This window comes from Bradyrhizobium sp. R2.2-H (genome assembly GCF_004346455.1).
GTDB lineage: Bacteria > Pseudomonadota > Alphaproteobacteria > Rhizobiales > Xanthobacteraceae > Bradyrhizobium > Bradyrhizobium diversitatis.
In genome coordinates this window covers 13,483-40,312 of sequence record NZ_SMBR01000022.1, presented here as the reverse complement: position 1 = coordinate 40,312, position 26,830 = coordinate 13,483, and the positions used below count along the sequence as shown (strand labels likewise).

General features: G+C 65.7%; 26 protein-coding genes. 13 read left to right on the top strand and 13 right to left on the bottom strand.

What is annotated here, in order from left to right:
- The first annotated feature begins 83 nt into the window (after positions 1 to 83).
- The 4 genes from EDE08_RS35860 (at position 84) to EDE08_RS35845 (ending at position 3,431) form a co-directional block, all read left to right on the top strand.
- Positions 84 to 1,970: a PAS domain-containing sensor histidine kinase gene (locus EDE08_RS35860; RefSeq protein WP_165936374.1), complete on the top strand. Its 1,887-nt coding sequence runs from the start codon at positions 84 to 86 to the stop codon at positions 1,968 to 1,970.
- Complete coding sequence (locus tag EDE08_RS35855) at positions 1,963 to 2,664, top strand: peptidoglycan-binding domain-containing protein (RefSeq protein ID WP_131874325.1); 702 nt, start codon at positions 1,963 to 1,965, stop codon at positions 2,662 to 2,664. Before EDE08_RS35860 ends, EDE08_RS35855 begins: the two co-directional genes overlap by 8 nt.
- 156 nt (positions 2,665 to 2,820) lie before the next feature.
- The gene (locus EDE08_RS35850) at positions 2,821 to 3,033 is read left to right on the top strand and encodes a hypothetical protein (RefSeq protein ID WP_131874323.1); all 213 of its coding nucleotides are present in this window, start codon (positions 2,821 to 2,823) and stop codon (positions 3,031 to 3,033) included.
- Positions 3,034 to 3,086: 53 nt separating this feature from the next.
- A complete protein-coding gene (locus EDE08_RS35845; protein WP_131874321.1) occupies positions 3,087 to 3,431 on the top strand; it encodes a DUF1491 family protein in 345 nt (114 codons plus the stop codon).
- Positions 3,432 to 3,668: 237 nt separating this feature from the next.
- Here EDE08_RS35845 and EDE08_RS35840 read toward each other — a convergent pair whose 3' ends face one another.
- Positions 3,669 to 4,616: a DUF2336 domain-containing protein gene (locus EDE08_RS35840; protein WP_131874319.1), complete on the bottom strand. Its 948-nt coding sequence runs from the start codon at positions 4,614 to 4,616 to the stop codon at positions 3,669 to 3,671.
- 255 nt (positions 4,617 to 4,871) lie between these two features.
- On the opposite strand from EDE08_RS35840, the gene EDE08_RS35835 reads away from it, so the two are divergent.
- Positions 4,872 to 5,060 (top strand): hypothetical protein, encoded by a 189-nt coding sequence (locus EDE08_RS35835; RefSeq protein ID WP_131874317.1) that lies wholly within the window; start codon positions 4,872 to 4,874, stop codon positions 5,058 to 5,060.
- A gap of 16 nt (positions 5,061 to 5,076) precedes the next feature.
- Positions 5,077 to 5,838 (top strand): hypothetical protein, encoded by a 762-nt coding sequence (locus EDE08_RS35830; protein ID WP_131874315.1) that lies wholly within the window; start codon positions 5,077 to 5,079, stop codon positions 5,836 to 5,838.
- A gap of 90 nt (positions 5,839 to 5,928) precedes the next feature.
- Here the strand turns inward: EDE08_RS35830 and arsC are convergent, their stop codons facing one another.
- The 4 genes from arsC to EDE08_RS35810 all read right to left on the bottom strand — a co-directional run bounded on the left by arsC (position 5,929) and on the right by EDE08_RS35810 (position 8,338).
- Positions 5,929 to 6,330 carry an arsenate reductase (glutaredoxin) gene (gene arsC / locus EDE08_RS35825; RefSeq protein WP_131874314.1) on the bottom strand — a complete coding sequence of 134 codons (402 nt, stop codon included), beginning with the start codon at positions 6,328 to 6,330 and terminating at the stop codon, positions 5,929 to 5,931.
- A 67-nt stretch (positions 6,331 to 6,397) separates the two neighbouring features.
- On the bottom strand, positions 6,398 to 7,453 hold the full coding sequence (arsB, locus tag EDE08_RS35820; protein WP_131874312.1) for an ACR3 family arsenite efflux transporter: 1,056 nt from the start codon (positions 7,451 to 7,453) through the stop codon (positions 6,398 to 6,400).
- A gap of 2 nt (positions 7,454 to 7,455) precedes the next feature.
- The gene (locus EDE08_RS35815) at positions 7,456 to 7,983 is read right to left on the bottom strand and encodes an arsenate reductase ArsC (RefSeq protein WP_131874310.1); all 528 of its coding nucleotides are present in this window, start codon (positions 7,981 to 7,983) and stop codon (positions 7,456 to 7,458) included.
- On the bottom strand, positions 7,976 to 8,338 hold the full coding sequence (locus EDE08_RS35810; RefSeq protein ID WP_131874396.1) for an ArsR/SmtB family transcription factor: 363 nt from the start codon (positions 8,336 to 8,338) through the stop codon (positions 7,976 to 7,978). Before EDE08_RS35810 ends, EDE08_RS35815 begins: the two co-directional genes overlap by 8 nt.
- 124 nt (positions 8,339 to 8,462) lie before the next feature.
- Here EDE08_RS35810 and EDE08_RS35805 point away from each other — a divergent pair, with 124 nt between their 5' ends.
- The 4 genes from EDE08_RS35805 (at position 8,463) to EDE08_RS35790 (ending at position 12,149) form a co-directional block, all read left to right on the top strand.
- Complete coding sequence (locus tag EDE08_RS35805) at positions 8,463 to 8,780, top strand: ArsR/SmtB family transcription factor (protein WP_061878003.1); 318 nt, start codon at positions 8,463 to 8,465, stop codon at positions 8,778 to 8,780.
- Positions 8,781 to 8,829: 49 nt separating this feature from the next.
- Entirely contained in the window at positions 8,830 to 10,191 is a 1,362-nt protein-coding gene (locus EDE08_RS35800; RefSeq protein WP_131874308.1) for an NAD(P)/FAD-dependent oxidoreductase, read from the top strand.
- Positions 10,176 to 11,363: an MFS transporter gene (locus EDE08_RS35795; protein ID WP_131874306.1), complete on the top strand. Its 1,188-nt coding sequence runs from the start codon at positions 10,176 to 10,178 to the stop codon at positions 11,361 to 11,363. The genes EDE08_RS35800 and EDE08_RS35795 overlap by 16 nt, the downstream gene beginning before the upstream one ends.
- A 174-nt stretch (positions 11,364 to 11,537) precedes the next feature.
- A complete protein-coding gene (locus EDE08_RS35790) occupies positions 11,538 to 12,149 on the top strand; it encodes a class I SAM-dependent methyltransferase (protein WP_131874304.1) in 612 nt (203 codons plus the stop codon).
- Between the two features lie 127 nt (positions 12,150 to 12,276).
- Here the strand turns inward: EDE08_RS35790 and EDE08_RS35785 are convergent, their stop codons facing one another.
- The 3 genes from EDE08_RS35785 to EDE08_RS35775 all read right to left on the bottom strand — a co-directional run bounded on the left by EDE08_RS35785 (position 12,277) and on the right by EDE08_RS35775 (position 15,559).
- Positions 12,277 to 12,684 carry a GFA family protein gene (locus EDE08_RS35785; protein ID WP_131874302.1) on the bottom strand — a complete coding sequence of 136 codons (408 nt, stop codon included), beginning with the start codon at positions 12,682 to 12,684 and terminating at the stop codon, positions 12,277 to 12,279.
- A gap of 185 nt (positions 12,685 to 12,869) precedes the next feature.
- Entirely contained in the window at positions 12,870 to 13,658 is a 789-nt protein-coding gene (locus tag EDE08_RS35780) for a DUF4198 domain-containing protein (RefSeq protein WP_131874300.1), read from the bottom strand.
- The gene (locus EDE08_RS35775; RefSeq protein ID WP_165936373.1) at positions 13,655 to 15,559 is read right to left on the bottom strand and encodes a TonB-dependent receptor; all 1,905 of its coding nucleotides are present in this window, start codon (positions 15,557 to 15,559) and stop codon (positions 13,655 to 13,657) included. The genes EDE08_RS35780 and EDE08_RS35775 overlap by 4 nt, the downstream gene beginning before the upstream one ends.
- On the opposite strand from EDE08_RS35775, the gene EDE08_RS38765 reads away from it, so the two are divergent.
- On the top strand, positions 15,543 to 15,818 hold the full coding sequence (locus tag EDE08_RS38765) for a hypothetical protein (protein WP_165936372.1): 276 nt from the start codon (positions 15,543 to 15,545) through the stop codon (positions 15,816 to 15,818). The genes EDE08_RS35775 and EDE08_RS38765 overlap by 17 nt on opposite strands.
- Positions 15,819 to 16,446: 628 nt before the next feature.
- On the opposite strand, the gene EDE08_RS35770 is transcribed toward EDE08_RS38765, so the two are convergent.
- From EDE08_RS35770 to EDE08_RS35760, 3 genes are read right to left on the bottom strand one after another with little or no spacing between them, the layout of a single operon-like run.
- Positions 16,447 to 17,031, bottom strand: a complete 585-nt coding sequence (locus tag EDE08_RS35770; RefSeq protein ID WP_131874296.1) for a DUF1254 domain-containing protein — start codon at positions 17,029 to 17,031, stop codon at positions 16,447 to 16,449.
- Positions 17,028 to 17,606 carry a DUF1214 domain-containing protein gene (locus tag EDE08_RS35765; RefSeq protein ID WP_061877991.1) on the bottom strand — a complete coding sequence of 193 codons (579 nt, stop codon included), beginning with the start codon at positions 17,604 to 17,606 and terminating at the stop codon, positions 17,028 to 17,030. Before EDE08_RS35765 ends, EDE08_RS35770 begins: the two co-directional genes overlap by 4 nt.
- Before the next feature lie 9 nt (positions 17,607 to 17,615).
- A complete protein-coding gene (locus EDE08_RS35760) occupies positions 17,616 to 19,904 on the bottom strand; it encodes a transglycosylase domain-containing protein (protein WP_131874294.1) in 2,289 nt (762 codons plus the stop codon).
- Between the two features lie 291 nt (positions 19,905 to 20,195).
- Here EDE08_RS35760 and EDE08_RS35755 point away from each other — a divergent pair, with 291 nt between their 5' ends.
- Positions 20,196 to 20,711: a YcgN family cysteine cluster protein gene (locus EDE08_RS35755; RefSeq protein WP_131874292.1), complete on the top strand. Its 516-nt coding sequence runs from the start codon at positions 20,196 to 20,198 to the stop codon at positions 20,709 to 20,711.
- Between the two features lie 176 nt (positions 20,712 to 20,887).
- Positions 20,888 to 22,471 (top strand): MDR family MFS transporter, encoded by a 1,584-nt coding sequence (locus EDE08_RS35750; RefSeq protein WP_131874290.1) that lies wholly within the window; start codon positions 20,888 to 20,890, stop codon positions 22,469 to 22,471.
- Positions 22,472 to 22,477: 6 nt separating this feature from the next.
- Here EDE08_RS35750 and EDE08_RS35745 read toward each other — a convergent pair whose 3' ends face one another.
- Complete coding sequence (locus tag EDE08_RS35745; protein ID WP_131874394.1) at positions 22,478 to 24,118, bottom strand: alpha/beta hydrolase; 1,641 nt, start codon at positions 24,116 to 24,118, stop codon at positions 22,478 to 22,480.
- Positions 24,119 to 24,197: 79 nt separating this feature from the next.
- Positions 24,198 to 26,681: a GAF domain-containing sensor histidine kinase gene (locus EDE08_RS35740; RefSeq protein WP_131874288.1), complete on the bottom strand. Its 2,484-nt coding sequence runs from the start codon at positions 26,679 to 26,681 to the stop codon at positions 24,198 to 24,200.
- Between the last annotated feature and the right edge of the window lie 149 nt (positions 26,682 to 26,830).

Here is a 26,830-nt window from a genome sequence, read left to right as displayed (position 1 = left end):
GGTCGCTCTGACACGGTGGCTCAACGACAAGGAGGCGTTCCGGCGCGTCTTCCAAGAGACGATTGAGCCGAAGCGCGAGACCCGTGACAGTTTTGAGTATCATCCGCGATTGTCTCGATGCGCTGCTGCATCCCTCCGCGCGCTACGATGCGCTGATGCGAGCGCGCCATCGTGCCTTCATGGCGCCGCGGCTGCTCGGCAGCCTGGCCGCCTTTGCCGCATTCCCGGTTTATCTCGCCATGCGCGGTGCGCCGAGCGCGGTCGAGGTCGCGGCCTTTGCCTGGCTGATCGCGCCCATCATGCTGGCCTGGTTCCTGTCGCGCACCGGACGCTACGAAGGCGCGCATGTGCTGTCGTCGCTGGCGCTCGCCGGCCTGATCATGGCGGTCGCGCTCACGACGGGCGGCATCCAATCATTCGCCGCGGTCTGGCTGATCGTGGTTCCACTCGAAGCTGCGCTGTCGGCCTCGCGCCGCGTCGCGGCCTTTGCCTCGCTGCTCGCGCTGTCCTGCGCCGGAATGCTGATCCTGATCAGTCAGCTCGGCTGGCTGCCGGTGGAGGAGCCGAGCGCGGCCGAGCGCGGCGTGCTGATGGCCTTCGGCATTGCGTCTGCGACTCTCTATGCCGCGGGGCTCGCCTTCGGCGCGGAATCGCTCGCGCGCACCAGTGTCGCGCTCTTGTCGCGCGAGGAGGAGCGTTACCGCCTGCTCGCGCGCAACATGAGCGACGTGATTTCGCGGCATCAGCGCAACGGGGCCGTGCAGTTCATCTCGCCGGCCGTGGAGGCCATGCTCGGCGTGCAGGTGGCGCAACTGCTCGGCCACGGCCTGTTCGACCGCGTCCATGTCGCCGATCGGCCGGCCTATCTCACCGCTCTGTCGGATGCGGCGCGCGGCGACGTCGCAAGCGTCGAGTTCCGGCTGCGGCGGGAGCCGGTTGGTTCCGAGCGCGGTGAGGTCGATTTCATCTGGGTCGAGATGCGCTGCCGCCCACTCGACCTGGATCTCGGCCGCCAGGATACCGATCGTGACACAACCCGCGAAGCCGAAGTCGTCGCGGTTATGCGCGACGTCACCGACCGCAAGCTTTTCGAGCAGGCGCTGGATCAGGCGCGCAGCGCCGCCGAGACGGCCGATGCCGCCAAGACCCGCTTCCTCGCCACCATGAGCCATGAGCTGCGCACGCCGCTCAATGCCATCATCGGCTTCTCCGAGATGATCGCGCAGGAGCAGAGCCTGATGCTGGGGGCGGCGCAGCGCAAGGAATACGCCCAGCTCATCAACGATTCCGGCCAGCATCTGCTGTCGGTCGTCAACGGCATCCTGGACATGTCGAAGATGGAATCGGGCAATTTCGAGATTGCGTCCGAGCCGTTCGCACCGCGCGCCTCGCTGCTCCATTGCTGCAATCTGCTGGCGCTGAAGGCGCGTGAGAACGATATCGACCTGATCACCGACGCGCCGCAGGACCTGCCCGTCATGACGGGCGATCCCAGGGCCTTCAAGCAGATCGTGCTCAACCTCGTCGCCAATGCGATCAAGTTCACCGAGCGCGGCGGCCAGGTCTGCGTATCAGCCGCGGTATCGGGTTCGCAGCTGACGCTGCGAGTCAGCGACACCGGCGTCGGCATCGCGCCCGACGACCTCAAGCGCATCGGCGCGCCGTTCTTCCAGGCCGGCAGGACCTATCAGCGCCGTCACGAGGGCACCGGTCTTGGACTTTCGATCGTCAAGAGTCTCGTGGCGTTGCATCTCGGCGAATTGACGGTACAAAGCAGGTTGGGAGAGGGCACCGCCGTCACCGTCAAGCTGCCGCTCGTCTACACGCCGCCACAGGTCAAGCCGGCCAATGAGAAGGCGAGCGAGAGCAAGATCGCGACCTTGACGCCGGGGCTGCGCCAGGACCTTCAAGGTCAGGACCTTCACGACCAAACTCACGACCAACCCGCTCTGGTGAAGAAAAGTGCCTAAGAAGTCTGCAAAGGACGACACCGCGCCGCGCCGTCGTGGCGCCAAAGCCGCGGTCGTCGATGTCGAGACCGAACGCAACCTCGTGCTGCGCGTGCTGCTGCACAGCCCCAAGGATACGCTGGCCGGCCTCGTCGCCGCCGCCGCGATCAGTGCGATCGTTGCCAACGCGCTGTTCCTCCAGACCGGCCGGCATCCCGCGCCGATGTTCGGCACAGTGATCAATCTTCCCGCGCCGTCGTCCGTGCCGCTGGCGAACCCGTTGCCGCGTCCGCGCCCCGTCGGCGCCGATAGCTCGCCGCTCGAGCCGCGTGCGACGGAGTTCCGCGTCGAGCCCAAACCGGCCGAGCGTGCCGTCGAGAAGGCGCCCGAAAAGCCCGTCGAGGCGACGGCCTCGACGCGCGCGAACGATCCGATGACGAACCTGGTCAAGGCGACGACCTCGGCGCCGCCCGCGGCCCTGCGTCCGCCGGCGCCGATTCCGGCGCAAAGCCCGGCCGCGCGGCGTATCGCCGGCGTGCAGCGCGCGCTGTCCGAATATGGCTACGGCAATCTGAAGATCACGGGCACGATGGGCGGCGAGACCCAGTCCGCGATCCAGAAGTTCGAGCGCGAGCACAAGATGCCCGTCACCGGGCAGGTGTCCGATCGGCTGCTGCGCGAGCTCGGCGCCGCGATCGGCCATCCCGTCGAGTAGCCGTACCGCCTGTCATTGACGCCGATCAATTCCGCATAGCGCGCGTCCGCACATCAGCTCGGCGTCCGCGGGCGCGGGATTTGCTGGGGATCAATGACAGCCGGCGGATTCGGGGAACATGATCGCTCATCCTCATCAGGGAAGAGAGAGGTCGTCATGTTCAAGGTTTCGATTCTGATCTGGATCATGTTGGGAACCACGTTGGCTGGAATCAGTCTGATCGTGGTGCTGATGGTGCCGAGCCTTGCGGCGGATGCCATCAAGAACATTCCCTACGCCGTGGCCGTGGGATTCGCGCTGGCGATGCCGCTGTCATATTTCGTCGCGACCCAGATTCGCGGCGGCCAGGAGAGCACGCGCAAGGCGTGAGATGGACGAAGTGAGGCTGGCGTGAGACCTCGCGCTGGCCTATCGTCGAGTTCATGCGTTTGAAATCCAACATTTGGGTGGCGGCTTACTTGCGCCGCTGCCAGGCCGAGGGCGTGTTCGGCGCCGTACGACGCCGCGGCGCCGAGGAGGCTGGCGCGGTGTTCGTCAAGGTGTCGCTGCTCGACGGCAATGCGATGCTGTACGCGCCGGCGCCGCAGACTTCTTACGACGACGGCCGGCCCATCGATCGCTTCTTCGTGCCCGTCTCACCGCAGCCTCTGCCGGAGCACACGATCGAGGAGCGGCTGACCAAGGAGATCCGCTTCGATTCCGACGCCTGGATCGTCGAGACCGAAGACCGGGCCGGACGGCATTTTCTGGAATTGGCGAAGATGTAACTGCGGCCGTGTCCCGGACAAGCGGCAACGCGTCAGCGTTGCCGTGCAGAGCCGGGACCTAGAAAGCAGCATGAATCGAAGTGGCAAAATGGGCCCCGGCTCTGCAGCGCACCGCCGAAGAGGTGCTGCGCTGCGTCCGGGGCACAAGGGGAAACGTGTCGCTTGCTGCATTGGCAATGACGAGCTTGGGAGACGTCATGCGCCTCACACATACGGTCAGCGCCTGAGCGCGAGCTGTCAGCGATCCGACGAACCGGTGCCCTTCCGCACCGTCGGGCTGGAGCCGGGCTGCGCGCCCGGCCGCGTCTGGCCCGCGCCGCTACGCGCGCGCTGGCGTTCGCCGTCATGCAGTGCTGCCTGGTACTTTGCGCGCGTGACGGCGAGCGTCGAGCCGCGCCAGGCCGCCAGCATCACCAGCGCCGAGCGGTCGGCGAGGCGGTCGTAGAGCCGCGACAGCCGGTATACGGCGTTCACCGACGTCCCGATCTCCGGCTTGAAGAACAGCAGGATGCGCTGGAAGACGGGGCTCGGCATGTCGAGTGCGCGCGCGGCGACCGCGAGCGCCTCGCCGCTGGTATCGTCGACGATCTGGGCTGCGACGCGCGAGGGCAGGATCAGGCTGTCGCCGAGCTCGAAGGCGAAGTTCTCGACGTCGCCCGCGATCGCCGCCATTTCCAGGATCTGGATCGCGCGCTTGGCGCGCACGGTCGGGATGCGGGGGGCGGCCTTAAGCGGGGTCTGTGCCAGATTGTGCAGGATCATCGCGCGCTCGGAGGCACCGGCGCGGAAGAACATGTCGTGGATCTCGGCCGCCTCCTTCGGCTGCATCGCCATGTCGGCGGCCATGCGCTGCTCGGGCTCGGCGGGCGCGCGCGCCGGAGAGGGAGGTAATGGAACCCTGCGGCCTTCCTGTGCCGCGACCAGCCCGAGCTTCTGCAGGACCGGGACGGGCGTGTGCGGATAGACCGCGAGCCGCGCCTTGACGGCCGCGCGCGTCGCATCGTCGACCTGGTCGATCAGCCGCGTGGCGAGCTCGACGAACTGCCGCTGCTCGTCCTCGCTGTGGGTGCCGGTCTGGACATACAGGTCGGTCAGCACGCGCAGCAGCGTCGGACGGACGTCGACACCTTCGCGACGGGACAGGTTCATCAGCCCGTCGAATCCGGGAAACAGCGACTTGGTCATGGAGGCGTACGCAACTCGGAAAAGATACTTGCGAGCGAACCTAGCGCAGGTTCTTTTAAAGCCTCGTTAAGGAAAATGAGGCGTGAAGCCGGCCCTGCAATTCAGGGCATTGTCGTACCGCAACGGGACGGCGCGGCGCGCCCGTGCGGTTACGGTCCAAGGGCGCGCGTTTACATCCCGTTAACCATGAACTGATCTTAATGATCGCCACGTTGCAGAGGCGCGTTCTGTCGCACGGCAATTGAGAGAGCTGACATGGGGACCATCATCGAATTTCCGGCCGGTCGCCGGGTGGGCTCGTCGGGGGATGTCGCTCCACGCGCGGACATGGGAACGGTCGTGATCCTTCCCGTGATCCGGATCGAGCGTGAGGCGGACGAAACCAGCGGCGATCGCGGGCCGGAGCAGGGCGCAGCGCCGGGGCGCCGTCGTCGCCGCCGCTGACATCCGGCTTCACGCAATGCCGGAATCCATTCGCCAGATCCGGCCCGTCCTCTCGGCCGTCCTGCTCGTCGTGCTTGGCGCGGGGCTGTGCGCCTGCAGCGGCGGCGATTTCGGCCGCACCCGCGCCGACATGCGCAGCGACGACATGCACCGCTGGCTGGGCGCGGAGGTCACCTCCAGCGTCGGCCTGCAGCCCTCGCAATTCCAGCTCACCGACGAGGAGCGCCAGCTTCGCGATCTCGCCTATCCCATGATCGAGCCGCCGCTGTCGCGGCCGGCCTGGAAGAGCGTGTTCGGCGACTACAAGGCGCTGCCCTCGCCCTGGCGGCAGAAGGTCGTGTTCGACCGCACCATGTACGGACGCACGCTGATCGACGAGCCGCACCGCTCGCATTCCTCGCGCTATGCGCAGCTGATCGAGGACGTTCGCAACGACATCACGCGGTTCGAGCCGTTCTTCGGCAGCGCGATCCGTGTCATCGATCTCGACAGGAAGCGCGATGCCAGCATGGCGCGTGTCTCCGCGCTCTCGCCAAGGGAGAGGGACGATGCGGTCGCGCGCATGCAGGAGAACTCGCTGATCATCCAGTGGGTGCAGCAGTGCCTGGAGCAGCGCATCTCGTCCTACCGCTGGGCTCTGGAACGCCTGGTGATCCAGGCTCCCGACGGCATGGCCGCCGATGCCGACCGCCTGATCGGCGAGCTCGCCGCGCAGACCGCCAATCCCCCGGTCGCGGCACAGCCGCCCTACGGCCGGGCGGTCGTCTCGAAGGGCTGACCGCGTCAGCACGAAAAGCTGATCTTCGCGAGAGGTCGCGCGAGCCTCTGCGCGCCGGGCAATCAGCCGGCGCGAGGAGGCGCCGCAAGCCTATCGCGCTTCGACCACCTCGCCGTCTTCTTTCACGAAGCGGCCGACGGGATTGTCCAGGAGATCGATCACGGCTTCCGACGGCCGGCACAATCGCGCGCCCTTTGGCGTCACCACGATCGGACGGTTGATCAGGATGGGATGGGCGAGCATATGGTCGATCAGCTCGTCGTCGGACCATTTGGGGTCATCGAGGCCGAGGTCGCGAAAGGGCGTACCTTTCTCCCGCAGCAGCGCGTGAGCGGAGATCCCCATGGCCTTGATGAGCTCGACCAGCCTCTCGCGCGACGGCGGCGTCTTCAGATATTCGATGACGACAGGCTCGACACCGCTCTGCCGGATCATCGCCAAGGTGTTTCGCGAGGTGCCGCAAGCCGGGTTGTGATAGATCGTGACGCTCATCGACGTGTCTCCGTGACTGGCAGACCGGCATCCATCGCTGCCGCACCGCCGCCGGCAAATGATGAGCTCATTGGCGGGCCTCGGCAGCCGTCGGGACTTTGCCGGTCCCCGCTTCGTACCAGCCCCGCGTGGCCTTGACGATGCGGACGACGGACAGCATCACCGGGACCTCGACGAGGACGCCGACCACGGTCGCCAGCGCCGCGCCGGAGTCCAGGCCGAACAGGCTGATCGCGGCGGCGACCGCCAGCTCGAAGAAGTTGCTCGCGCCGATGAGGGCAGCCGGAGCCGCGACGCACCAGGCCACGCCGAACCGCCGGCTCAGCCAATAGGCCAGGCCCGCATTGAAATAGACTTGCACCAGGATCGGGACGGCAAGGATCGCGATGACGCCGGGCTGCCTGACGATCTGCTCTCCCTGGAAGCCGAAGAGCAGCACCAATGTCGCGAGGAGCGCGACAAGCGAGAGAGGCTGCAGCATCCGCATGACGCGGTTGAAGCTGGCGTCGCCGCCTCGCAGCAGCATCTTGCGCCACAGCTGAGCGACGATCACGGGAACAACGATGTAAAGCAGGACGGACAGAAGCAGCGTGTCCCAGGGGACGCTGATCGAGGCCACTCCGAGCAGCAACCCCACGAGCGGCGCGAACAGGAAAACCATGATCACGTCGTTGAGTGCGACCTGGCTCAGAGTGTAGTGGGGCTCCCCTTCGCACAAATTGGACCACACGAACACCATCGCAGTGCAGGGGGCAGCCGCAAGCAGGATCAAGCCGGCGATGTAGGACGGGATCTGGTCGGACGGCAGCCACGGTGCGAAGACGTGACCGATGAAAAAGGAGCCCAGCAGCGCCATCGAGAACGGCTTCACGGCCCAATTAATGAAGAGAGTGACGCCGACGCCGCGCCAATGCTCGCGGACCTGGCCCAGTGAGCCGAAGTCGATCTTCAACAACATCGGCACGATCATGAGCCAGATCAGTATCGCGACCGGCAGGTTGACCTTGGCGACCTCGGCGGCTGCAACCGCGCCGAAGAAGCCGGGCATGACGTGCCCCAATGCGACGCCGACCACGATGCACAGCGCGACCCACAAGGTGAGGTATCGTTCGAAGATGCTCATGGTCACGCCACGTCGCTCTTGCCGGAGGTTGCCCCCTCGGAGCGGCCGATTTCCCGCAGCTTGGTCCCCAGCGAAAGCCGGTCGATGCCGCTGAGGGGCAGGTTCACGAACGCGCCGATGCGGTTCTTCAGGTAGCGGAAGGCCGTCGAGAAGGCCGCAAGTCTTTCAATCTCGGTGCCTTCGACGGCCGCAGGATCTTCGATGCCCCAATGCGCAGTCGTCGGTTGACCCGGCCAGACCGGACAGGATTCACCGGCGGCATTGTCGCAGACGGTGAAGACGAAATCCATTACCGGCGCATCGGGCGCGGCGAACTCCAGCCAGCTCTTCGAGCGCATCCCGTCGGTCGGGTAGTCCATGCTCTGCAGCGTGCGCAGCGCCAGCGGATGCACGGCGCCTTTCGGCGTGCTCCCCGCGGAGAAGGACCGGAAACGCCCGGCACCGTCCTTGCGAAGGATCGATTCCGCGAGCACGGAACGGGCCGAATTGCCCGTACAGAGGAACAGCACATTGTAGACGCGGTCAGGCATGGACCTTCTTCCTTCGCTTGGGAGCGCAGCACGATTGCAGAGTCTCGACGACAGGCTCGCAAACCTCCGGTCGTCCGCCGCAGCAATCGCGCAGCAGGAAGACGGCGACGTCGCGAAATTCACCGAGGTTGGCGCGGTAGACGATCGAACGGCTGTGTCGCTCGGACATCACGAGGCGCGCGCGGCTCAGAATCGACAGATGCGCCGAGAGCGTGTTCTGGGGGACTTCCAGCAGACGTGCGAGATCGCCGGCCGCAAGACCGCCGGGCTCGTGTCTAACCAGCGCCCGGAACGCCTCCAGACGGGTCGGTTGAGACAGCGCGGCGAGCGCCAGGACGGCTTCTTCTGTTTCCATATATCCAGATTTATGGAATTGTTCGGGCGGCGTCAACCTGAAATCCGCGACCTCGTGAGCAATATTTCGAATATTCTAGAAATAGCGTTTGACAGATGATGTGGCACGGGTGCATCCTGGCCTCATGAAGATCGATGACGCAGCCGCGCGTTTGGAGGCCCTGGGCAATCGGACCCGGCTTCAGATCTACCGCGCATTGGTCCGGGCCGGGCACGCGGGCATGCCGGTTGGCCGCTTGCAGGACAAGCTGAAGATCCCGGCGTCAACGCTGTCGCACCACATCAAGACCCTGGTCGCGGTCGGACTGGTCAGTCAGGTCAGGGAATCGACGACCCTGATCTGCCACGCCAACTTCGACGCCATGCGGGGCCTGGTCGACTATCTGGTCGCGGAGTGCTGTGCGGACGAAGCCGGATGCAAGGACGCTCAGACGGCAGCCTGATTCATTTGGCAGTTTATTCCATAATTCTAGAACTACAGGAGAAGTCGGAATGAACAAGACTGTCGCCATCATCGGGGCGGGGCCGGTCGGTCTCGCCGCCGCCGCGCATGTGCTCGAACGCGACATGTCGCCCGTCGTGCTCGAAGCCGGACCCGAGGCAGCGCATGCGGTGCGGCAGTGGCAGCACGTCCAGCTCTTCTCGCCGTGGGAATTCAATGTCGACAAGGCGGCGGCGCGCCTGCTCGCGCCGACGGGCTGGAATTCGCCCGATCCTCAATCCTATCCGACCGGCGGCGAGCTGATCGAGCGCTACCTCGCGCCGCTCGCAACGCGAACGAAGCTGCGCGAGACGATCCGGACGTCGAGCTGCGTCACGGCGATCAGCCGCGTCGGCTTCGACAAGGCGAAGACCAGGGGCCGCGAGCAGGCGCCCTTCGAACTCCGTTATCAGAACGGCAAGGGCCCCGAGGTGCTTCGCGCCGACGCCGTCATCGACGTGTCAGGCACGTGGTTCTCGCCCAATCCGGCCGGCAGCAACGGTCTGCCTGCGATCGGCGAACGCGAGCGCAGCGATCGCATCGCCTATGGCATGCCGGATGTGCGAGGTGCTGCGCGCGACAAATATGCCGGCAAGACCGTGGCCGTGCTCGGTGCCGGCCATTCCGCGCTGGGCACGCTGATCGATCTCGCGCGGCTCGCCGAGGAGGTGCCCGGCACGCAGCCCGTCTGGCTGTTGCGCGGCGGCGATCCTGCAAAGGCCTTCGGCGGCGGCAGCAACGACAAGCTTGCCGCGCGCGGCGAGCTGGGATCCACTTTCGCCGCGCTCGTGGCTGACGGAAAGATCAAGGTCGAGACCGAGTTCGGTGTCACCCATCTCTCGGAGGTCGAAGGACGTCTCAGGATTTCGGCAGGTGCCTGCTGCGGTGCGCGCAGCGTGGTTGCGGATGAGCTGGTGGTGTCGACCGGCTTCCGTCCCGATCTCTCGTTCCTGTCCGAGCTGCGGCTTCGGCTCGACCCGGCGATCGAGGCGCCCGTCGCACTTGCGCCGCTGATCGATCCCAACGAGCACAGCTGCGGAACGGTGCGGCCTCACGGCGCTCGCGAACTGGCGCATGACGAGCCCGGCTTCTATCTGGCCGGCATGAAATCCTACGGCCGGGCGCCGACCTTCCTGATGACCACCGGATACGAGCAGGTCCGTTCGATCGTCGCCGAGATCGCGGGCGACAAGGAGGCTGCGGCACGGGTCGAGCTCGTGCTGCCCGAGACCGGTGTCTGCACACGTGGCGGCGTCGAGTCCGCCGGCGCAGCGGGATGCTGCGGCGGTCCGGCCAAGGCCGAACCCTCAGCCTGCTGTGTGGCCGACGAATCCGCCATGAAGGCAGGCAGAGCAGGATGCGGCTGCTCATGAGCCGAGGCACTGCGAGACCGCTCGCTGTCGTCGTCGCGCTCGGCAGCGCCCAGACCATTGCCTGGGCGTCGAGCTACTATCTCCCTGCGATCCTGGCTGCGCCGATTGCGCACGATCTCGGTCTCGCGCCGACCTACCTGTTCGGCGCGCTGTCGGGAGCGCTCGTCATCTCCGGCCTGCTCGGCCCGAGAGTCGGGCATGCCATCGACACGTTCGGAGGGCGCGGCCTGCTTGCGATCTCGAATCTCGTTTTCGCGTCAGGCTTGCTCCTGCTCTCCGTGTCCCATGGTGTAGCGCTGCTGATCACGGCCTGGATCCTGCTCGGGATCGGTATGGGCATGGGCCTCTATGAAGCAGCGTTCGCGACGCTTGCGCGCATCTACGGCACCAATGCGCGAGCAACGATCACCGGCATCACCCTGATTGCCGGTTTCGCCTCCACCCTCGGCTGGCCTCTCACGACGTGGCTCGCTTCGGAGTACGGCTGGCGCACGGCCTGCCAGGTATGGGCGGTGATCCATATCTGCGTTGCGTTGCCGCTCAATCTTTCGCTGCCCCGTGCCGCTCCATTGCACCAGGACTCCCGACCGGGCACGGGTGCGAGCCAACACTCCGGCGGCCAGAGCGAAAGCTTCGCGATGATGCTGCTGGCGTACATCTTTGCGGCGGCAAGCTTCGTCAGCTCGGGAGTCTCGGCCATCCTGCCGACCATGCTGGTTGCGTTCGGCGCCACGCCGGCACAGGCGTTGTTCGCAGGAGCATTGGTCGGACCTGCGCAAGTCGGGGCCCGCCTTCTGGAGGCAGGATGGCTCAGTCGGTTTCATCCGCTGCTGTCGGCAAGGCTTGCCATGCTCATGAATCCGGTCGGCGTGCTTGCACTGGTCGCGGGCGGCCCCTGGCTCGCGCCGGCCTTCACGGTGCTGTATGGCGCGGGCAACGGCATCATCACCATTGCCCGTGGTACGCTGCCATTGGCGTTGTTCGGGCCGGCGGGATTCGGCAGGCGTGTCGGCATGATCTCGCTGCCGTCGAGGGCAACAGGCGCCTTCGCGCCGCTTGCGCTGGGACTGATGGTGGAGCATTTCGGTAGCAGCGCACTCTGGATCAGCGCGCTGGCCTCGGTGTCCGCCTTCGTCGCGCTGCTGCTGCTTCGTGCGGATCGGACGACGTGAGTCAGGGGACAACCGACCGAAACGTCAAAGCCGATCAGTCCGAGAATTCGGCTGCTGGAACCTGAACCATGATGCACGACATCGTGGCGGCAACGTTTGGGGGCGATGGAATTGATCACCGCGCTGGTCGCCATCGCTCTAATATTGGGTGCGGCGATGCCAGGAGATGCGCGCATGGGCTTCTACAACGACGTCATTCTGCCACGGCTTTGCGACCTTGCGATGGGCAACAAGGAACTTGCGCCTTACCGGCAACGCGTAACCCGCGCGGCTCAGGGCCGGGTCCTCGAGATCGGCGTCGGGTCCGGCCGCAACCTGCCGTTCTACGGAGCTGCGGTGACGCAGCTTGTGGGTCTCGAGCCCGCTCCAAGGCTTCTCGAAATGGCGCGGCACGCGCCACATCCGAAAACTCCAGTCGATCTCATTGAAGCGTCGGCCGAGGCTATGCCGATCGAGGACCGCAGCATCGACACGGTCCTGACGACCTGGACCATGTGCAGCATTCCGGACGTCGATCGCGCGATGACGGAGGCGCGGCGCGTGCTGAAACCGGGAGGGAAGCTGGTCTTCGTCGAGCATGGCCGCGCGCCCGAACCGAACGTGCGCTGGTGGCAGGATCGCCTGACCCCCGCATGGATGCGCATCTCGGGCGGTTGCCATCTCAACCGGGACATCGCCGACGTCTTGACCCGGAACGGCTTTCACATCGACGAGATGCGCACCGGCTATATGAACGGGCTGAAGCCAATGACGTTCATGTACGAAGGCCAGGCGAGCCCCCGTTGATGCTGCGGCGCTCCGCAGGGCTGATGGCTGCGGCAGCGGCGGCAGTCCTGGCCAGATGAGCTGGCGCACGAGCCGAGCGTTGCCAATCCCTGGATGACGCCAAAAGTGCCGGTCTCATCCTCTGCCGCTACGGCTGTGGAGGATAGCGGTCGAACGCCGGCAGTTCGTGCGCACGCTCCATCCAGCGAAGACGTTCGGCGACCTGGATCTGCATCGTCGCCGGCACGGCCTCGGGATCGTCATAGGTCGCGCTCTGGATATCGATGACCCCGGGCAGCATGCCGGCATTGACATAGAACAGGCCGGTGCCGCAGTCGCCGCAAAAGTGCCGCCGGCCATGTTCCGAGGAGCGGTACACTTTCGGCTCGCCCTTGGTCACCTTGACGGCATTGTCCGGATACATCGTCCAGCCGACGACCGGGGCGCCGGCGTGAAGTCGGCAGTCGCGGCAGTGGCACAGCGCGTGCACGATCGCGTCACCCTCGACCTCATAACGGATTGCGCCGCAGTGACAGCCGCCGGTGATGGTGCTCATGCGTTCCTCCGATCGAGACGATTTCTTGAATCGATAGCCATCGAAATGAGCGGCTTCAATAGCGTAAGCGATTTGGAGTTGCGTCCTACTGTCGCCTGACAGCTGCTGACATCGTGCGCTGATGCGAGATCGGTTCCGGAGAATGTGCGCGGCCGGTTTCGCGCGAGAGCGAAAAAGGGAGCGGGCTAACGCGGCTTGGCTGCCACGTTGAACCACAGCGTGGCATTGTAGAGGTCGGCCGTCGCCTGATCCGGCGTGACTGACGGCGCCGCGCGATGATCAATCACCAGCAGATGGGGACCCGGCTTGGCGATGGGAACAGTCGCCACGCCTTCGGCGTCCGTCCTAAATTTTGGGATGTCCTTCTCCGCAACGACCGTCTTGCCGTCGCCACGTTCGACCTCCGCTTCAGCGAGAGGCTTGCCGCGGAACAGCACCTTGACCTTGAGCGTCTCACCTGGCCTCGCCTTGGCCGGGTCGGTGAGCGGCACAAGCTCGAGATCGTGTCCGAGCACCTCCTGCCACGGCGCGTCAGCCCCCGTAATCGCCTTTGCAAACTTTCCGGACCAGAAGCTCTCGGCGGCGTCTGGCACCAGGCGCCTGGTGGCGTTGCGATAGAGGCCCTCTGTCGTCTTGACCCAGAAGCCGTTGTCGTAACGCGCCGCCAGCAGCGTATGCCCGGCATCGTCGAACGGTCTTGTTCGTGCGACCTGGACGCCATTGTCCGATGCGCCCGCAAGTCCGTCGAGCAGCGAGCTGCGGCCTTTCGGTGTCACCATGAAGAGGTCCACGACCTTGTCCGCGAAAGCCGGTGGCCGGTCGTCCGGATGACCGTAGTTGACGATGGCGCGGCGTGCGGTGGCCGGCCCCGAGAACGTGAGCCAGACATCATGCGCCGAAGCGGAGGCTATCGACCCGAGAACGAATCCGGTCGCGAGCAGCGTGTGGGCGAGACGAGGGAAGGTACGGTTCATTTGGTCACCAGCTTTGGAGTTGTCTCGGCCATCACGGTCGGGAAACGATAAGAAACGCCCGCAAGCACGGCGATTGTCGGCTGCGCGCTGACGAAGATGTCGGAGGTTTTTGCGCCGACGGGATCGCCGAAATTGATGGCGATTTCGCTGAGGCGATCACCGGGATACCAGGTCGCCTGCGTGAACGCGGTCCACCCCTCGGGCCAGGAATAGGCGAGCTTGCCGGTTACGCGGGAGTAGGGTGAGGTCGTGATGAGGCCGTCCTGCGTCAGGTTCTTCCTGCCGACGAAGGTCACATAAGCCGAACCGGACAGGACTTGCGCGTTGACCGTCGCGACGTTGAAGTCGACGCCGACATTGGCCACGTAGCTCGGCACGTTCGGGACGAAGTAGGAGGGCGCCGCGTCGATGAGGCGGGCCGAGACGCCGCCATAGTTGGCGAAGAGCGAGACATTGTTGACGGGATCCTTGATCACGAACCAGCGGGCATCGACGTCGTATCCGTTGCGCTGGGCCTTCCCCAGGAACGTCACGGGCAGACCGGGCGCCGCCTGAAACGCTTCGTTGGCAGAGTCCGTCGTCCAATAGCTCGCGAGCAGCCTGAAGCGATCGAATGTGAACTGGACGCCACCCTCGCGGCTGACGATCCTGAATGGCTGAATGCCGGGATTGCCGATCAGCTCCGCGGGCACGTCGATGCTGCGGAAACCCTCGCCGTAATTGGCGAACAGCTCCAGCCATTTGAATGGCGTGATGGCGACGCCGGCCTTTGGGCTTGCGATGCCGTTCGAAATGTTCGGCGTGCCGCCGGGCGTGATGCGGTCGTTGATGTCGTAGTAGAACTGGTCGTAACGGCCGCCGGCCGTGAACTTGAGCCATGGCAGCGGCTTGACCTGGACCTGACCGAAGCCGGCGATGTTCGTCTCGGTCAATCCGACATTGACTGCGGCCGGGCCGGACACCGCGCGGGCGATGGTCGGCGCCTGGAACGCCTCGATGAAGTCGGTGCGCCAGTTGCTGCCGAGCAGGACCTGCACGGGAATGTCGTCGCCGATGGCCCCGCTCCAGACCTTGCTGACGCGGCCGCCAACCATCGTGCGGTCGTCGTGCTGCACGCGCTGGCCGCCGCCGAAATCCGAGAACCGGTTCGAGAACTGGTGGCTGACGAACAGGGTGCCTTTCAGCTCCTGGTCCAGTGCGCCGGAGCTGTAGTTCGTGACGAGGTTTTCCAGTTGCTTGTTGCCGCCGTCGGTCGGATTGGTCGCCGAGCGTTCGGAGATCGTTCCGGCGGCGATGGCGTCGCGACTGGAATAGCCGGGCGAGCCGTATTCGGTGCCGTAGGCCTGTGCACGGAACGACACGGTGGCGCCGTCGGGAAGCGTCGTCGTGACCTTGTTGAACGAGTTGTAGCGATTGATGAAGCTGTTATCGCGATAGCCGTCGGTGTGATACCCTTCGAATGCCAGGTAGGGCAGCCACGCGCCCTGGGTCGTGCTGTAGGTCGCGACGCCCCGCGCCGTGCCTTGCATGCCTCCGGAGACGCCGACGCTGGCAAAGGGTTCGGCCTGCTTGGTCGTGATGTTGACCGAGCCGCCCATGTTGGAGTCGCCGTACTCGACGGAAAACGGCCCGCGCACGATCTCGATGCTCTTGATCGTTTCCGGAAACAGCACGTTGAGGTCGGCATAGTTCGGCGTGTGCAGCGAGGAGACCTCGTTGAGCGGAACTCCGTCGATGTAATAGGCGATGTCGCGGCCGTGCTCGGATTCGGTATAGCCTCGCAGCGAAAGCCCGTAGCCGATGCCGCCCTGGCCGTAGTTGGACACATTGAAGCCCGGGAGCGAGCGAAACAGGTCGCCATAGGTTGCTACCGCCAGCCGGCTGATGGCCGGTGCGTCCATCACCGTAACCGCCGCCGGCAGCGCGGTCACCGCGCTTGATACGTCACCCCGTCCCGGCGTCGCACCAGCGGAGAGGGCCGCGCTCGATTGCTGCTGCGATGAAGTCTGCGTGACAGGCGATCGCTGCGCCCGACGCGCGGCGTTTGTCCTTGCCGAAGGCTCTGCGCGCCGCATGCGCCTGGGTGGCGCCTCGGGCGCCGCGACCATGACCGGCGGCAAGGGACCGGCCGCAGATGCCGCCGGTGCCGTCTGGGCGTGAACTCGCTCTTCGGCCGAAGCCCCTGACAACGCGATGCCGGCCAGAACCAGGCGCCAAGAAATCTTACGCAACTTATCCCCCGCTTTCACATCGACGGCCGCGCGACGGTCTCCGGCAGGCGGTGTGATGTTTCGTGTAAGTGGTCATACATTAGTATGACGACTTGAGTCGATCGTCATACTTGCATGAGCAAATTGCGGGCCAATCACAGCGGGCTTGGACGCGCGCGGTGGGAAAGCCGACGGGATTCAGGGGGGTGCTTGTTTGGACGTCTGGGGGCGCATCCGCATCGGCGCCTCACGATGGCGGTGTGGTCCCGGGAAAGCGACGGGACACGGGTCGGGTTCGCATGCTTGCTGGATCGACGCGCGCGAGAGCGCAGTTTCGGCCATCGGGTCTGCCGGCGCTCCAGCATGAAAAAACCCGCGCCGGATTGCTCCGCGCGGGTATGACGAACTTCGATGATGCCAGTATGCCGGTGTTTTGCCCGACGAGTCAAAGGTGCATACGCGCCCGTCCAGTCGCCTCGTCGTCGCCGCTCAAAGAACGCAATGATTTCAATTCCCCCGCTACTGTGCATGGGGTTGTTTTCGCGCTTTTATGTTCTGCAGCGCTAAAACGGCCGCGCTCAGCGCCTTCCGCGCGGTGCCTCGGCCTTGGCCGGCGGCTCGGTCTGCGGCGCGCAGGTCGCCGCTGCCAGCGAGCTTTGCGCCTGCGGCATCAGGCCGGGCTCGGGGGCGAGCGCCTTCATCAGGATCAGACCGGTGGTCGCAGGGGAATCGATGATCAGCCGGTCGGCCGCGGTGACCTCTTCGTCCTCGGGCAGCTCGCTGTGCTGCGCTTCGGTCATCAGGTCGAGTTCGATCACCTTGCGGCCCGCGGAGCGGTCGTTGATGGCGTAATAGGCGATCTCGTTGCGGGTGTAGAACGAAACAGAGGTGTAGGCCTGGCTCACCGGCACCGTCAGCTTGATCGGTCCGCCCGACAGATCGTAGCGGCAGATCGCCAGCGCGAAGGCCGGGTCCATGAACGGCATCGGCGAGGTGTTGGGGTCGGCGAGGGGAAGCTGGGTGACGGCGTTCACCTTCGTCATTGGCGTCAGCCGTGAATAGGCATCCTGCGTCGCGATCCGCGGCAGCGCCAGCACGCTGACGAGATGGACCACGAGGCCCAGCACCACGCCGGCAATGATGGTGAACGCGAGCCGGATCATGAGCAGCCCACCGTGGTGATGCTCGGCATCGGCGCATCGCGCTGGGTGCGCGTTGCGACCCCGACCGGGGTGTCGTAGAGGCGCAGCATCAAGGCATAGCGCTCGATGCCGCCGGTCGGCAGCCAGTTGCCGGCACGGGAGCGCGAGGCGATGCGGATCTCGAACGAGCCGTCGGATTGCCGCACGATCTCCTGGCTGGTGAAGCCGTAGCGGGCAAGCGAATTGGCGACGAGGTGGCCCTTGCGGTCGTACAGCGTCAGCGTCCAGAACCGCGCCGGCGGCGTCACGCCGGAGACGACGACATCGCAGCGGCCGTCGAGCGCCTTCCTCTTGTCGTCGGTGGTGGCGGTGAAGGCGACGCCGTCGCCGGTGCCGATCGGCAGCTCGCCGTTGCGCACGATGGTGGCGCGCGAATAGGGGTCGGCGTCGGCGGTGCCGGTGCGCGGCCGCGCGGTCCAGGCGCCGATGGTCAGCGTGCCGATCTCGGTGCCGCGCGTCGTCGTCATCCAGGTCGCGCCGACGCCGACCACCGTTGCGAGAAGAAGCGCCGTCAATGTGATCAGGATCAGCCGCACGGGTTTCGATCAGTTCTTGCGCGGAGCAGAGGCGTTGGCGTTCTCTTCCGCATAGTTTTGCGGGAAGGCGAGCGCGCTCGTCGCCGAGGACGGCTTGGCCGGCTTGCCGTCGTCGGCCGCGGATTTATTCGCGGTCCTGGCCGCATCATCGAGCAGCTTCTCGACGCGCACCAGGACGTCGGCACCGCGCTTGGTCAGCACCGGCGGCGGACCCGGCTTGGTCGCCAGCACCTTCGCCGCCGCATTGGCCTGCGCGTTGGAGACATGCTGCGGCGGCAGCTTCTGGCCCATGCCGACGCCGGGAATCTCCCGGACCTCGACGCCCTGATGGGCCGCGAGCATGATGTCGTGCCAGGTCTGCGCCGGCAGCGAGCCGCCGGTCATCCGGTTGGTCGGCGAGTAGTCGTCGTTGCCGTACCAGACCGCGCAGGTGAAGTTGCCGGTGTAGCCGACGAACCAGGCGTCGCGATACGCATTGGTCGTGCCGGTCTTGCCCGCGGTCGGAATGCCGTCGAGCGCAGCGCGGCGTGCAGTGCCTTCGCTGACGACGTGGCTCATCATGCCGGCCATGTCGGCGGCAACGGAAGCGGGGATCGCCTGCCGCGGCTTCGGACCGTCGCGGTCCCAGCGCCAGACGAGGTCGCCGGCGCCGGTGCGCACTTCAAGCACCGCATGCGGCGTCACCGCCTTGCCGCGGTTGGGGAAGGTCGCGTAGGCGACGGCATGTTCGAGCACGGTGACTTCATCCGAACCGATCGGCAGCGACGGCGTGTCGGGCAGCGGTGCCTTGAGACCGAAGCGGCGCGCGACCTCGACGATCTTGGCGCGGCCGATCTTGGCCGGGTTCGGCGCCTTCGGCTGATCCCGCCGGCCGATCTCGATCGACAGCTTCACCGGCACGACGTTGATCGAGCGCGTGATCGCCTGCGTCAGCGTCACCGAGCCGGAATAGGAATGGCCATAATTCTGCGGACACCAATTGCCGATGCAGACCGGGCCGTCGACCACGATCGAGTTCGGTGTGTAACCGTTCAGCAGCGCCGTTGTGTAGACGTAGGGCTTGAACGAGGAGCCGGGCTGGCGATAGGCGTCGGTGGCGCGGTTGAACTGGCTGGCGCCGTAGTCGCGCCCGCCGACCATGGCGCGGACGCCGCCGTCGAGATCGGCGACGACGGTCGCCGCTTGCGTTGCGTGATAGTCGCGGCCGAACTGGCGCAGCTGGTTCTCGACCGCGTCTTCCGCCGCCTTCTGCACGTTGGTGTCCATCGCGGTGCGGACCACGAAGACGCGCTCGGTGTAGGACTTCGGGAACGTGTCCACCAGCTTGCGCATCTCGTCGAAGGCGTAGTCGAGATAATAGTTCGGCGAAGCCTCGTCGCGGCGGTCGACGGCGAAGGCCGGATTGCGGCGGGCGCCGAACACCTGGCCCTCGGTCATGAAGCCGGCATCGACGAGGTTGTCGAGCACGACGTTGGCGCGGGCGCGGGCGGCGGGCAGGTTGATGTGGGGGGCGTATTTCGTCGGTGCCTTGAACAAGCCGGCGAGCATCGCAGCTTCCGCCAGCGTCACGTCGCGCGCCGACTTGTTGAAGTAGAAATGCGCCGCGCCATCGACGCCGAACGTGCCGCCGCCCATATAGGCGCGGTCGAGATACAGCTTGAGGATCTCGTTCTTGGTCAGGCGCCATTCCAGCCAGATCGCGAGGAAGGCCTCGTTGACCTTGCGCTCGATGGTGCGCTCGTTGCTGAGGAACAGGTTCTTGGCGAGCTGCTGGGTGATCGAGGAGCCGCCTTGGCGCACGCCGCCGGCCTGGGCGTTGGTGACGAGCGCGCGCGCGGTGCCGGCGATGTCGATGCCGAAATGCTCGTAGAAGCGGCGGTCCTCGGTCGCCAGCGTCGCCTTGATCAGGACATCGGGAAAATCTTCCAGCGGGATCGAATCGTTGTGCTTGATGCCGCGGCTGCCGATCGGATTGCCGTAGCGGTCGAGGAAGCTCACCGCGAGATCGGACTTCTTCAGCCAGTCCTCGTCCGCGGTCTCGCGGAAGGCGGGGATGGCGAGGGTGAGCATCACGATGAGGCCGCCGAGGCCCAGCGTCGCGGCCTCCGAGAACGGCTCGATGAAGACCCAGCGCTTCCACCGCCCGACATAGAAGCGGTCCATGAAGGTGGAGTAGCGCTCGTAGAGCTCGCGGATGCCCTTGGCCGAGGAGAACAGCGAGGAATCGATACGCGCATCGAGGTCGAGGAAGAAATTCCGGACCCTCTGCTTCCAATGCGGTGGTATGATCTGTCGCACCTAGAACCCTTGAGCCCTGCTTCGAAGCGATCAAGCACCCGGCCGGGGCGGCATCGAGACGTCTTGGGGGAATGTTGCGGCAAACCCAAGGCGCCCGGCCAGCATCCGAGGGACTTGCTGTTCCTTCTAGCCGAGCGGGGCCCATAAACCAATGGTCACGCTCGCGATTTTGAACAACAGGCCTAACTGACCCCGGGTCATTACGGGCTTCGGAGAGGCCTCGCTTGCACCCTTGCGGCCGTGCCCCCTAGATGGCGTCGCCGTAGCTCTTTCGAATTTTTGTTGAGGCGCATGACCGCAGCTCCCAAACGACCCTCAGGCCAGGAAGAATTCTTCTGGAAAACCAAGACGTTGGAAGAGATGTCGGGGTCCGAATGGGAAAGCCTGTGCGACGGCTGCGGCCGCTGCTGCCTGAACAAGCTCGAAGACGAGGATACCGGCCGGATCTACTTCACCCATGTCGGCTGCAAGCTGCTCGACGGGGCGAGCTGCGCCTGCAAGGACTATCCGAATCGTTCCGACAAGGTTCCGGATTGCGTTCGCCTGACCCCGGCCAATGTCCGCAGCCTGAACTGGCTGCCGCCGAGCTGCGGCTACAAGCTCGTCGCCGAGGGGCGCGACCTCTATTGGTGGCATCCGCTGGTCTCGGGCGATCCCAACACCGTGCATGAAGCCGGCGTCTCCGTGCGCGGCCGCGTCGAGGGAAGCGAGGAGGAGATCCCGGACGAGGAGCTCGAGAACCACATCGTGCAATGGCCGGCCGTGCTGCCGAAACGGGCTCGTCTGAAGCGACGCCCAAGGGACTGACAAGGGACTGACAAGGGACTGATCCGTCGCCCCTTGCGATCACGTGTTCGGGATGACCCCGGGGCGGGATGCACCCATGCGCCGTGGTGCCTGCCCGGGAAGAACTTTGCTGTCTACATTGGATTGCATAGAACGAATCCTTCGCGGCGTTGCGCCGCCACATGACGTCCGACGAGATGAACAAAATCGAACGGCAGAGTGCTGCCGACGTCCAGACATTGCCTGACGACATTGCCGACGAGCTGTCCCGCCTTCCCAGCGAGGTGTTGAGCGTCGATGACGCGCCGTCCATCGCGCCGCCGGTGCCGCTGACCTCCGACGAGGTCCGCACCATCGTCATCAGCCTGATGCTGACGATGTTCCTGGCAGCGCTCGACCAGACCATCGTGGCGACCGCGCTGCCGACCATCGGGCGGCAGTTCCAGGACGTCTCGAATCTCTCCTGGGTGATCACCGCCTATCTGCTCGCCTCGACCGCGGTTGCGCCGGTGTTCGGCACGCTCAGCGACATCTACGGTCGTCGCGTCATGATCATCATCTCGCTCAGCCTGTTCGTCGCGGGCTCGGTGCTGTGCGCGATCGCCCCGAACATGCCGATGCTGATCCTGGCGCGCGGCCTCCAGGGCCTCGGCGGCGGCGGCATCATGCCGGTGGTGCAGACCGTGATCTCCGACGTGGTGAGCCCGCGCGAGCGCGGGCAATACCAGGCCTATTTTTCCAGCGTCTGGATGGTCGGCGGCATTCTAGGCCCCGTCATCGGCGGCGTCTTCGCCGAGCATCTGCACTGGTCGATGATCTTCTGGATCAACCTGCCGCTTTCGGCCGCCGCGATCGCGCTTCTGCTGCCGAAGATGAAGAAGATCCCCGTGTTCCACCGCAAGCGCAAGGTCGACTGGCTCGGCGGCGTGCTGCTGATGGCCTCTGCCGTGGTCTTCATGCTGGTGCTGACCTGGGGCGGCACGCGCTATCCCTGGCTGTCGCCGACCGTGCTCGCGATGGTCGGTGGCGCGGTCGCGCTCGTCGTCAGCTTCGTCTGGCATGCGCGGCGGGCGGACGAGCCGTTCCTGCCGCTGCCGCTGCTCGGCGGACGGGTCGTGCCGTTCGGCCTGATGGCAGGCGGTTGCGCGCTCGGCGCGATCACGGGCCTCACGGTCCAGCTGCCGCTCTATTACGAATCCGTCTATCATCTCACCGCCAGCGAGGCGGGGCTTGCGCTGATCCCGCTCGCGGCGGTCTCGACCATCGGTGCGGCCGTCGCCGGCCGTACCATGGCGCGGGCCAAGCACTACAAGCGCGTCGCCATCATCGGCACGTCCTGGGCCGCGCTGTGCGGCCTTGGCCTGACGCTGACGACGCTGCCGCTCTGGGGCCTTTTGACGCTGATGGCTGCGTTCGCGCTCGGCCTCGGTACCACCTTTCCGGTCTGCGTGGTCTCGGTGCAGAATTCGGTCGCGCGGCCGCAGGTCGGCACCATCACCGGCGCCTTGAACTTCTTCCGCTCGCTGATGTCCTCGTTCACGGTCGCAGCTTTCGCAGCCATCCTGCTGATCGCGCTGGGTGCCGACATCCCGCTCGCCGGCGAGCATCATGCCGCAGGCGTCGTCAATGCCATTCCCGCCGAGGACATGCGGCATGCGTTCCGTTATGTCTTCGGCGCCGCCACCGCGCTGATGACGGGTGCTGCGCTGTGCCTGATCGCGCTGGAGGAGCGGCCGCTGGCCGGCCCCACCGTGACCAAGCACGTCGAGATGGCGGAGTGAGCGGCTTTAGCCGCCGCGATCGGGATCGTCATTCCCTGCACTCGTCGTCTGCCGCGCTTTCGCCGCAAGCTGCCCCTTCAGCCGGGCGAGCGCCTCGGCCGACCAGTCACTGACATCGGTCACCGCGACCCAGGCGTCGACGTAATGCTCGGGTGCGTAGACATGGCCAAAGCCCATCGGCGTATGGGTCGCGACCGCCATGTCGAGGGCGAGCTGCAGCATGGTGACGATGGGATACCACCGCAGCTCGGGTGAGACGTCCGGCCCGCGCGGCACCGTCATCCAGGCCGGCGCCTGGTAGGCGTCGCGGTAGGAAAAGAACGTGATCGCGTCACTGGCATATTGCAGATAGACGACGCGCATCGGACCCCAGGGCGCATCTGCCGGCACTGTCGCTCCATTCTGGTTCATGAAGCGGACGAAGCGGCCGTCGCGGAATTCCGGCAGCCACGCCGGCGTGCCCGGGTTGCGGTTCGCGGTGATCGAGCGCCAGATGCGGCTCTCGAACGGCGGCCCGCTCCAGAGCGCGCCTGCAATCGGATCGCCGATCGTCTCGAACAACTCCGCAGATTTTTCCGAGTTCATGGCGCCGAGGCTGAGCCCGTGCAGATACAGCTGCGGCCGGCCGTCCTTCGGCAGCGTCGTCCAGTAGCCATAGATTTCAGCGAACAGCGCACGCGAGGCCTCCGCTCCGTACTCCGGCTGGAAGAGCAGCGACAGCGGGCTGTTGAGATAAGAGTATTGTATCGCCACGCTCGCGACATCGCCATGGTGGAGACATTCCACCGTGTCCATCGCGGCCGGATCGATCCAGCCGGTGCCTGTCGGCGTGATCACGACAAGGACCTTGCGCTCAAAACCATGCTGACGCTTCAGCTCGTCGAGCGCGAGCTTGGCGCGCGCCCGCGGCGTGTCGCGGCCGGCGAGCCCCACATAGACGCGCACGGGATCCCGGGCGGGCCGTCCCGTGAAGGCGCTGATCTCGGCTGCGGTCGGGGCCGAGGCTATGAACCGGCGCCCCATGCGCCCGAGTTCCTGCCACTTCACGAGGGAGTCCGGGCTGCCCGTCCGGTCCGACGCGGTCGGCTGCGGCCGCTCCGGCTCGAGCAGGATGTCGAGCTCGCGAAAGGAGGAGTCGAGCGCGTTGAATGCGGTGCGGATCAGGACATTGCTGGCGATCGACCAGAACAGCAAGCCCGCGATCAGCACGCCGATGACGTTCGCCACTTTCGGCGGGATGACGTGCCGCGCGCGGGCGGCGAGAAAGCCGGCGACCAGCGTGAACAGCCGTCCCAGCACCAGTAGCACCACGAACGTGACCAGGGCGATGGCGCAGACCTTGAATGGATGTGCGGTCTCGACCGGTGCCATCTTCATCACGGCGCGGATCGAGTTCTGCCATTCGGCGCTGCGCCATAGGCATACGATGACGACCAGCAGGCAGATGACGGAGGCCAGCGCGTTCGCAATCGATCTCGCCCGCGCCGACGGTTCGGGCAATTCCAGATAGTGCCACAGCCGCCGCCACAGCACGCCGGTGAAATAGCCGATCGCAAAGCAGCCGCCGGCGAGGGCACCTTGCGTCAGATAGCTGCGCGGAATCAGCGTCGGCGTCAGCGCGGCCGCGAAGAGCAGCGCGCCAAGCATGACGCCGACGCCGGAGAGTGAGAGCAATTGGCGCCGAATGAACCACGCGAGACTCTTCAATGAATCCTCCGAGGTGTTGCTATCCCTTGTCGCTCCTCATGGATCCGCTCTTCCGCGGCAGCAGAATCGTGAATTCGGCGAACTCTCCCGGCACCGTCGCGACCTCGATTCTGCCGCCGTGCTGCTTCACCACGATGTCGTGGCTCATCGACAGCCCGAGGCCGGTGCCTTCGCCGGCCGGCTTGGTGGTGAAGAACGGATTGAACATCTTCTCCTTCACCTCGTCCGGAATGCCGGTGCCGTTGTCGCGGATGCGGATCTCGACGTGATCGCCGCGGTCGCGGGTCGTGGCGGTCACGACCGGCTGGTAATCGCCGCCACCGCCGTCGGCCTTGCGCCGCGTGATCGCGTGGAATCCGTTCGAGATCAGGTTCAGCAACACCCGGGTGATCTCCTGCGGAAATAGTTCGGCTTGCCCTGCCGCAGGATCAAGCTCGCGAGTTAGCGTCACGTCGAATCCGGGATGCTCGGCGCGCGCGCCGTGATAGGCGAGGTTGAGGCTTTCCTCGACCAGCGCGTTGATGTCGCTCAGCCCATGCTCGCCGCCGCCTTCGCGCGAATGCAGCAGCATGTTCTTGACGATGGAATCGGCGCGGCGGCCGTGCTGCACGATCTTTGCCAGATTGTCCTTGAGGAGGCCCGTCAGCTCCTCGACGTCCGCGCGCACGTCCTCGGCGAGCGATACCGGCGCAAGCACGTCGTTCAGCTCCTCGGTCAGTTCGGCGGACAGCGAGGCGAAATTGTTGACGAAGTTGAGCGGGTTCTTGATCTCGTGCGCGATGCCCGCGGTGAGCTGGCCGAGGGACGCGAGCTTCTCGGTCTGGATCAGTCGGTCCTGCGCGGCGCGCAGATCGTCCAGCGATCTGGCGAGCTCGCTTGTGCGGTCCTGCACCTCGTTGAACAGGCGCGTGTTCTCGACCGCGATCACCGCCTGGTCGGCAAAGGTCTTGAGCAGGTTGATCGCCTTGTCAGGAAAATGGCCGGGCTCCGGCCGCGTGACGGCGATGGTGCCGATCGCGATGCCGTCGCGCAGCATCGGCACCACCAGGATGCTGCGATAACCTCGCGTTCGCGCCAGTTCCTTCATGGCTTCGGTGAGGTCGGGTTCGCCCTGCATGTCGCTGCGGAAGGCATATTGTCCGCTTCGGGCCACCCGGCTGTGAATGCCCGAGCCCGACAGCGGCGCCGGGAAGGAGCTGAGCAGATCGGCGTTGCCGGCTTCATTGTCGGTGGTGAAGGCCGCCAGATGCAGCATGCCGTCGATGACGCGGGTGACGGTCGAGGAGTGCCCGCCGATCAGCGACTTTGCGCTGTCGGAGATGGCCTGGAACACCGGCGTGACGTCTGATGGTGAGGCCGCGATCACCTTGAGGATATCGGCGGTCGCGGTTTGACGTTCCAGCGCTTCCCTGGTGGCGTTGAACAGGCTGACATTCTTGATCGCGATCACCGCCTGGTCGGCGAAGGTCTGGAGCAGCCGCACATGATGCTCGGCGAAGCTGCCTGTCGCACGGCGCGTGGCGATGATGATGCCGATGGCTTCGCCCTCGCTCATCAGCGGGGTGAACAGCATGCTGCGATAGCCCCGCGCACGCGCGATGTCGCGTGCGGCCGGCTCGAGCTCGGTGTCGGGCAGTTGCGCGGCGGTACCATTGGCAACCAGCTGATAGGGCGGGAATTGTGCGAACGGCACCGGGAACGAGGCCTGGAGCACGCGATCGCCGGCCGGATCGGTCGGCGTGAATGCCGCAAGGTGGGCGGCGCCGTCGATATAACGCAGCACCGCGGTGGAGAAGCCTCCGATCAGCCGGTTGGCATTGACGGCGATCGCCTCGAATACCGGCTGCACGTCGGACGGCGAGGCCGCCATCACCTTCAGGATGTCCGCGGTGGCGGTCTGGCGTTCGAGTGTCTCCTTCGTCTCATTGAACAGTCGCGCATTCTCGATCGCGATCACCGCCTGGTCGGCAAAGGTCTGGAGCAGCTGCACGAGGTCGGGCGCGAATGCGCCTGTTACAGCGCGCGTGACGCTGATCATGCCGACCGGCGTGCCCCGGTTCATCAGCGGCATGAACAGCACGCTGCGGAAGCCGCGCAGCCGCGCCAGCTCCCGGTTCAGCTCCGGAACGTCGGCGGCCTCGCTGTCGGGAAACTGGATGGTCTCGCCGTCGCGCACCAGGGCAAAGGTCGGGAAGTCCGCGATCTTGCGCGGGAACGACGCCCTCAGCGCTTCGTCCGCCTCCGGGCTGGTCGGCGTGAACGCCACGAGGTGCAGCTCGTCGCCGATGAACTGAAGCACCGTGGCGGAGAAGCCGCCGAGCAGGTGCTTCGAGCTGGATGCGATCGCCGCGAAAACCGGCCGCGCGTCGGAGGGCGAGGCCGCGATGGTGCGCAGGATCTCGGCACTCGCGCTCTGGCGATCCCGCGCAATCGCAAGCTCGCCGCGCAGCCACGCGTTCTCGGCTGCAAGTTCAGCGGCGATATCCTTCGGAAGGTTGGTCATTCGCAATCCGGCTTGATGCCGCGACAGGCGCAGCACCGGGCCGGATTATCACATCCCGCGCGGCAGGTGCCAGCCTCGACGACCGCGGCACCGAACTGAGACGAGACTGGATTGAAGCGACGAAGCTGGCAGGCGGGATCACCTCTCTC

Bases quoted from the DNA above. Each gene is read 5' to 3' on its own strand.
- EDE08_RS35755 (WP_131874292.1), top strand. From the start codon at position 20,196: ATGACCGCAGCTCCCAAACGACCCTCAGGCCAGGAAGAATTCTTCTGG.
- EDE08_RS35795 (WP_131874306.1), top strand. From the start codon at position 10,176: ATGCGGCTGCTCATGAGCCGAGGCACTGCGAGACCGCTCGCTGTCGTC.
- EDE08_RS35845 (WP_131874321.1), top strand. From the start codon at position 3,087: ATGCGTTTGAAATCCAACATTTGGGTGGCGGCTTACTTGCGCCGCTGC.
- EDE08_RS35740 (WP_131874288.1), bottom strand. From the start codon at position 26,681: ATGACCAACCTTCCGAAGGATATCGCCGCTGAACTTGCAGCCGAGAAC.
- arsB (WP_131874312.1), bottom strand. From the start codon at position 7,453: ATGAGCATCTTCGAACGATACCTCACCTTGTGGGTCGCGCTGTGCATC.
- EDE08_RS35745 (WP_131874394.1), bottom strand. From the start codon at position 24,118: ATGCTTGGCGCGCTGCTCTTCGCGGCCGCGCTGACGCCGACGCTGATT.
- EDE08_RS35805 (WP_061878003.1), top strand. From the start codon at position 8,463: ATGAAGATCGATGACGCAGCCGCGCGTTTGGAGGCCCTGGGCAATCGG.
- EDE08_RS35800 (WP_131874308.1), top strand. From the start codon at position 8,830: ATGAACAAGACTGTCGCCATCATCGGGGCGGGGCCGGTCGGTCTCGCC.
- EDE08_RS35850 (WP_131874323.1), top strand. From the start codon at position 2,821: ATGTTCAAGGTTTCGATTCTGATCTGGATCATGTTGGGAACCACGTTG.
- arsC (WP_131874314.1), bottom strand. From the start codon at position 6,330: ATGAGCGTCACGATCTATCACAACCCGGCTTGCGGCACCTCGCGAAAC.
- EDE08_RS35830 (WP_131874315.1), top strand. From the start codon at position 5,077: ATGCCGGAATCCATTCGCCAGATCCGGCCCGTCCTCTCGGCCGTCCTG.
- EDE08_RS35770 (WP_131874296.1), bottom strand. From the start codon at position 17,031: ATGATCCGGCTCGCGTTCACCATCATTGCCGGCGTGGTGCTGGGCCTC.
- EDE08_RS35790 (WP_131874304.1), top strand. From the start codon at position 11,538: ATGGGCTTCTACAACGACGTCATTCTGCCACGGCTTTGCGACCTTGCG.
- EDE08_RS35840 (WP_131874319.1), bottom strand. From the start codon at position 4,616: ATGACCAAGTCGCTGTTTCCCGGATTCGACGGGCTGATGAACCTGTCC.
- EDE08_RS35810 (WP_131874396.1), bottom strand. From the start codon at position 8,338: ATGGAAACAGAAGAAGCCGTCCTGGCGCTCGCCGCGCTGTCTCAACCG.
- EDE08_RS35775 (WP_165936373.1), bottom strand. From the start codon at position 15,559: ATGGACGCACCGGCCATCAGCCGGCTGGCGGTAGCAACCTATGGCGAC.
- EDE08_RS35835 (WP_131874317.1), top strand. From the start codon at position 4,872: ATGGGGACCATCATCGAATTTCCGGCCGGTCGCCGGGTGGGCTCGTCG.
- EDE08_RS35815 (WP_131874310.1), bottom strand. From the start codon at position 7,983: ATGCCTGACCGCGTCTACAATGTGCTGTTCCTCTGTACGGGCAATTCG.
- EDE08_RS35780 (WP_131874300.1), bottom strand. From the start codon at position 13,658: ATGAACCGTACCTTCCCTCGTCTCGCCCACACGCTGCTCGCGACCGGA.
- EDE08_RS35785 (WP_131874302.1), bottom strand. From the start codon at position 12,684: ATGAGCACCATCACCGGCGGCTGTCACTGCGGCGCAATCCGTTATGAG.
- EDE08_RS35750 (WP_131874290.1), top strand. From the start codon at position 20,888: ATGAACAAAATCGAACGGCAGAGTGCTGCCGACGTCCAGACATTGCCT.
- EDE08_RS38765 (WP_165936372.1), top strand. From the start codon at position 15,543: ATGGCCGGTGCGTCCATCACCGTAACCGCCGCCGGCAGCGCGGTCACC.